The following is a 3,913-nucleotide window of genomic DNA, read 5'->3' as shown; positions in this document are numbered from 1 at the left end:
GCGTCGTGGGCGGGCTCACGGTTTCATCAGCCGCATCACCACCACCACAGGCCGCCAACGCCACGCTGGCCATCAGGGCGGCGAGCGTGGCCTCCTTGGGCAACGGGGCCGGGCGCGGAGCCGGCTTTGTGGTGTCGATTCCCTCTGCAACCTCGGCAGGCGCTGCTGCGCAAGGCTCCTCTTTCAACAGTGTCATGGTGGTTCTGCTAGTTGTTTGTCACGCGAGCAACACCCTGCGCAGAGCCTTCCAACGCATCGCGTGCACGGGCCGTCTGCGTTGGTAGATCTGCCCTGGGTGCCAAGGCCGGTGAATCAAGTGTATGGATTTGAAACTGGGAGCCACTCGGGCTAAATCGTTATGAATGACTACAAAAGTCACTAAATGCAACTTTTTACCCAATGAGGTCGGTTTCGACTATGGCGTATTCACCCACGGTTTTCTGAGCGGCGATCCTGAGCGGCTTGTCTGGCATCGGTGTAGTCCACAGGCCGACGTTCTCTGCCTCTGACTGCCTACGTGTGGCGCGCCGCGGGGTTTCTACAGTGGGCTCATCGCTGACCGGCACCGTTTACCGCCATATCGGTGGCATGGCCGCAGCGAAACAACCGCAAGGAAGAAGACCATGAACGAAGACACCCTCAAGGGCAACTGGAAGCAGTTCAAAGGCAAGATGATTGAACAGTGGGGCAAGCTCACGAACGATGACTTTGACGTCATTGATGGCAAGCGTGAACAGTTCCTGGGCAAGCTGCAGGAGCGCCAGGGCATTGCCCGCGACGCAGCCGAAAAGCAGCTCAAGGAATGGCAAGAACGCCACCCGGACTTCCGCTTCAACGACTGACCGGTTGCCCGGCGCAGGGGCCCGGCCCCTGCCCTGCAGCAACACGGGAAACGACGGCTCCCGCACCCTGGTGCAGACAGCTGGACACCCCTGAATCACCCAATCCCGAGGAGAAACCCATGAAATTCGCACGTACTCTGATCGCATCCGTGGCTGCCGGCCTGCTGGCAACCTCTGCCTTCGCCATGACCGAACCCGAGCACAAGGCCGCCAAGGAGCGCATCTCGGCCGACTACAAGGCCGACAAACAAAAGTGTGATGCCCTGAAGGCGAACGCCAAGGACATCTGTGTGAAGGAGGCCAAGGGCAAGGAAGATGTAGCCAAGGCAGAACTGGAAGCCCAGTACAAGCCGACTCCTAAGGCCACCCAGAAGGTGGCAGAAGCCCGCGCTGACGCTGCCTACTCTGTCGCCAAGGAAAAATGCGATGACCTGAAGGGCAATGAAAAGGATGTCTGTGAAAAGGACGCCAAGGCTGCCCAGGTGAAGGCCAAGGAAGATGCCAAGGTCGCCGCAGCGCAGGCCAAGCCTGCTGACAACGCCGCCGAAAAGGGCGCCGCCGTGGCAGAGGCCCGCAAGGATGCCAACGCAGAAAAGAACGACGCCAACTACAAGGCCGCCAAGGAGCGCTGCGATGCGCTGTCGGGTGATGCCAAGTCCAAGTGTGTGGACGACATGAAGCGCATGTACGGCAAGAGCTGATCCCCTGTGGACCGCACAGTGGCCGGTACTTCCAGCCGCTGGCAGTCTTCACAATGCCCCGCCCCGTGCGGGGCATTTTTTATTGTGGGGTCCGAATGGTGCTGCGCGATGGCGCCGAACTGACCTGCATCAACACGCCCTGGTGGCTGGCGGCCTAAGCTCGTGCCCTGTTTTTGTCTCGCTGCAAAGGGATTCCCATGGCACAACTCGAATGGTCGGACGCGCTGGCCCTGGACCTACCCCTGATGGACGACACCCACCGCGAATTCGTGGACCTGCTGGCCGCCGTGGACCGGGCCGACGATGCGCAGCTGCTCTCGACCTGGCATGCGCTTGTGGAGCACACCGATCACCATTTTGCGCAAGAGGACGCCTGGATGGCGTCCACCCGTTTTGCCTCGGGCAACTGCCACAGCATGCAGCACCGGGTGGTGCTGCAGGTCATGCGCGAAGGGGTGGTGAGGGCCCAGCAAGGCGACCTGCAAGTGCTGCGTGTGATGGCCAGCGAACTGGCGCTGTGGTTTCCGCAGCACGCCCAGAGCATGGACGCTGCGCTGGCCCTGCACTTGCGCCGTGTGGGCTTTGACCCGGTCTCGGGCGTGGTGCACGCGCCGCACGCGCTGCCAGGCGAACTGATCCAGGGCTGTGGTGGATCGACCTGCTCCGACACCTCGGCCGCTGTTGCCGCCGCCGAGCCAGCGGCAATGGCCTGAGTTCGTCAACACCTTCCGAAAACCTGCTGCGCCGTACCTTTGCCTGCCGGTCTGCCCGCACAGGCAGGCCAAGGCACGGCGCAAGCGTGCTTTCACCCGTGCGCAGGCTGCGTCGGTGTGGCATGCTGCCAAGTCTCTAGGCAAGTGGGCGGCATGACCGCTGTGCTCCATGGCCGAAACCTCTTCCCCTGTGGCTCTGTACGACGAGGCCGCAAGTCTCCAAGCCCTGCAGCGCTATGGCATTCTCGACACGCCGATGGAGCCCGCCTACGACGACCTGGCAGGGATTGCGGCCCATGTGTGTGAAGCCCCAGTCGCCCTGATCAGCCTGCTCGACAGCCACCGCCAGTGGTTCAAGGCCTCAGTGGGGCTCCCGCTGCGGGAAACCCCGCTGGACCAGTCCGTGTGCCGCTACGCCGTGCGGCAGCCCGGCGTTTTCATCGTGCCCGACCTGGCGAAGGATGCGCGTTTTGCGCACTTCAGCATCGTGACCCAAGAAAATCCGCTCCGCTTCTATGCCGGGGCGCCCCTGGTCACGCCCGATGGTTATGCCCTGGGCACGCTCTGCGTGCTGGACCACCGGCCGCGCCATCTGTCCCAAAAGGCCCAGGACATGTTGTGTGCGCTGGCGCGCCAGGTGATCCGCCTGCTGGAGCTCAAGCGCGCCAACGACCGCCAGGGCCAGATGCTGGTGGAGCTGGAAGAAGCGCGCCGCCAGATGGCCGTGCTGGCCCATACCGATGTGTTGACCGGCCTGGCCAACCGGCGCTCGTTCACCGCGCGCCTTTTGCAGGAGCAGGCCCTTTTGCGGCGCGACGGTGAACCCGCCTGCCTGCTGATGATGGACATCGACCACTTCAAGCGCGTCAACGATGTGCATGGCCACCATGTGGGCGACCAGGCCTTGCAGCTTTTTGCCACGCTCTGCCGCGATGTGTTCCGCGCGGCGGACATGGTGAGCCGCTGGGGCGGCGAGGAGTTTCTGGCCCTGTTGCCCGCTACCCGGGTGGAGCAGGCCCAGGCGGTGGCGCAGCGTGTGCATGACGCGCTGACCACCCACCCGGTGCCGGGGGTGACGCCGCCCTTGGCGCTGACCGTGAGCATGGGGCTGTCCAACTTCGATCCCCTGCGCCCTCTCGACATCACCCTTCGCGCGCTGGATTCAGCGCTCTACGCCGCCAAGCGCGAAGGCCGCAACCGCACCGTGGTGGTGTAAGTGCAGCGAATTTGCTTTAATTTTGATAGCTGCTAGCGCTTGTCAGTAAAGCGCTAGGGCCATATTCTTTCAATATTTCGACGCTGCTTCAGTGCCCTGCGGTGCGGGGCAGTATCAGCGCAGCCATGCGCCATGAAAGATCCCGCAGGGCCCGGCGCACGGCGGGCGAATCCTGCGCACCCACGGGGTTGGCATCGTTGCGCGGGCAGAACGCAGCCTCCAGGACGTGCTGCTTGGCGCAGATCAGCGCCACCCGGTCTTGCGCCCGCAGGGCCGCCATCAGCTGGTCGCGGTGGCGCTGCACGCGCTCCGCTTCGGCCAGCGTCAGGGTGGGCGGGTGCGCGGCAGCGCCTGCGGCCGCGCCGGTGAGGTGCTGTGCCCAGGACAGGGGCGTGGTACGCGTTGTCATACAGCGCTCACCGGCGGTGTAGGGGGCGTGGC

At 63.9% G+C, this 3,913-nt stretch carries 5 protein-coding genes and 1 pseudogene; 4 read left to right on the top strand and 2 right to left on the bottom strand.

Annotated features, from left to right (window positions below; translation table 11 throughout):
* Positions 1-196: pseudogene (locus tag NFX52_RS29425) on the bottom strand (hypothetical protein); the annotation flags it as partial.
* Between the two features lie 427 nt (positions 197-623).
* Between NFX52_RS29425 and NFX52_RS29420 the strand changes: the two are divergent.
* The 4 genes from NFX52_RS29420 to NFX52_RS30920 all read left to right on the top strand — a co-directional run bounded on the left by NFX52_RS29420 (position 624) and on the right by NFX52_RS30920 (position 3,472).
* Complete coding sequence (locus NFX52_RS29420) at positions 624-842, top strand: CsbD family protein (protein WP_055398709.1); 219 nt, start codon at positions 624-626, stop codon at positions 840-842.
* 119 nt (positions 843-961) lie between these two features.
* Positions 962-1,543, top strand: coding sequence for a hypothetical protein (locus tag NFX52_RS29415; RefSeq protein ID WP_055398711.1), 582 nt, complete (start codon positions 962-964; stop codon positions 1,541-1,543).
* A gap of 197 nt (positions 1,544-1,740) precedes the next feature.
* Positions 1,741-2,256, top strand: a complete 516-nt coding sequence (locus tag NFX52_RS29410) for a hemerythrin domain-containing protein (protein WP_055398713.1) — start codon at positions 1,741-1,743, stop codon at positions 2,254-2,256.
* Positions 2,257-2,425: 169 nt separating this feature from the next.
* The gene (locus NFX52_RS30920) at positions 2,426-3,472 is read left to right on the top strand and encodes a sensor domain-containing diguanylate cyclase (RefSeq protein WP_055398715.1); all 1,047 of its coding nucleotides are present in this window, start codon (positions 2,426-2,428) and stop codon (positions 3,470-3,472) included.
* An 88-nt stretch (positions 3,473-3,560) separates the two neighbouring features.
* Here NFX52_RS30920 and NFX52_RS29395 read toward each other — a convergent pair.
* Positions 3,561-3,913, bottom strand: a 353-nt coding sequence (locus NFX52_RS29395; protein WP_252635966.1) for a hypothetical protein, incomplete at its 5' end; no start/stop codon positions are given.

This window comes from Acidovorax facilis (genome assembly GCF_023913775.1).
In the GTDB taxonomy this organism is placed as follows: domain Bacteria; phylum Pseudomonadota; class Gammaproteobacteria; order Burkholderiales; family Burkholderiaceae_C; genus Acidovorax; species Acidovorax facilis.
The sequence above is the reverse complement of the archived record's forward strand: the minus strand, read 5'-3'. Positions and strand labels throughout refer to the sequence as shown.

Excerpts from the sequence above, each read along its gene's own strand:
- NFX52_RS29410 (WP_055398713.1), top strand. The coding sequence starts at position 1,741 with ATGGCACAACTCGAATGGTCGGACGCGCTGGCCCTGGACCTACCCCTG.
- NFX52_RS30920 (WP_055398715.1), top strand. The coding sequence starts at position 2,426 with ATGGCCGAAACCTCTTCCCCTGTGGCTCTGTACGACGAGGCCGCAAGT.
- NFX52_RS29420 (WP_055398709.1), top strand. The coding sequence starts at position 624 with ATGAACGAAGACACCCTCAAGGGCAACTGGAAGCAGTTCAAAGGCAAG.
- NFX52_RS29415 (WP_055398711.1), top strand. The coding sequence starts at position 962 with ATGAAATTCGCACGTACTCTGATCGCATCCGTGGCTGCCGGCCTGCTG.